This window comes from Mesorhizobium sp. M0808 (assembly GCF_040320025.1).
Classification (GTDB): Bacteria; Pseudomonadota; Alphaproteobacteria; order Rhizobiales; family Rhizobiaceae; genus Mesorhizobium.
Genome location: NZ_JAMYOX010000148.1, coordinates 1 through 553, shown reverse-complemented (window position 1 = coordinate 553; position 553 = coordinate 1). Strand labels below are relative to the sequence as shown.

The 553-nt window shown below is 67.3% G+C and carries 1 protein-coding gene; it reads left to right on the top strand.

Annotated elements, in window-relative coordinates; all coding sequences use genetic code 11:
- A partial coding sequence (locus NKI25_RS36390; protein WP_353001008.1) for an S-adenosylmethionine:tRNA ribosyltransferase-isomerase occupies positions 1 to 553 on the top strand: 553 nt, incomplete at both ends.

The window sequence follows — 553 nt, the reverse complement described above, 5'->3', positions numbered from 1 at the left end:
GTTTGGACGAAGATTGCCGCCGGGCCGGTCGCGTTCGAGGCGCCGTCGGCAGGCTTCGCGCTCGACTGGCGCACGCTCCAAGCCTGGCGTCGGCACGACGTTGGCTTTGCAACACTCACGCATGCTGCGGGCGTCTCTTCTACCGGCGATCCCGCGCTCGACTCGCGCCTTCCCTTCGACGAGCCATACCGCATCCCTGGGCGCACCGCGGCGCAGGTCGCGCGGGCGAAGCTGCGCGGCAGCCGCATCATTGCGATCGGCACGAGCGTAGTGCGCGCACTTGAGGCAGCCGCCAATCCCGGCGGCAATGTGCGTGCCGGAAATGGCATTGCGACAGGGCGCATCGCGCGGGGCACGCGGCTTCGCGTGGTCGATGCGATTCTCACGGGCGTCCACCAGCCAGGCGAAAGCCATTTCGAGCTCCTGCGCGCCTTTGCCGACGATGCTCTGCTCGCCAAGGCCTCCGCAGCCTTCATCGCGTATCGATACCGCGCGCATGAATTCGGCGATTCCATGCTGCTCAATCGCCAACCGCCGCTTCTATCGCGCGAAC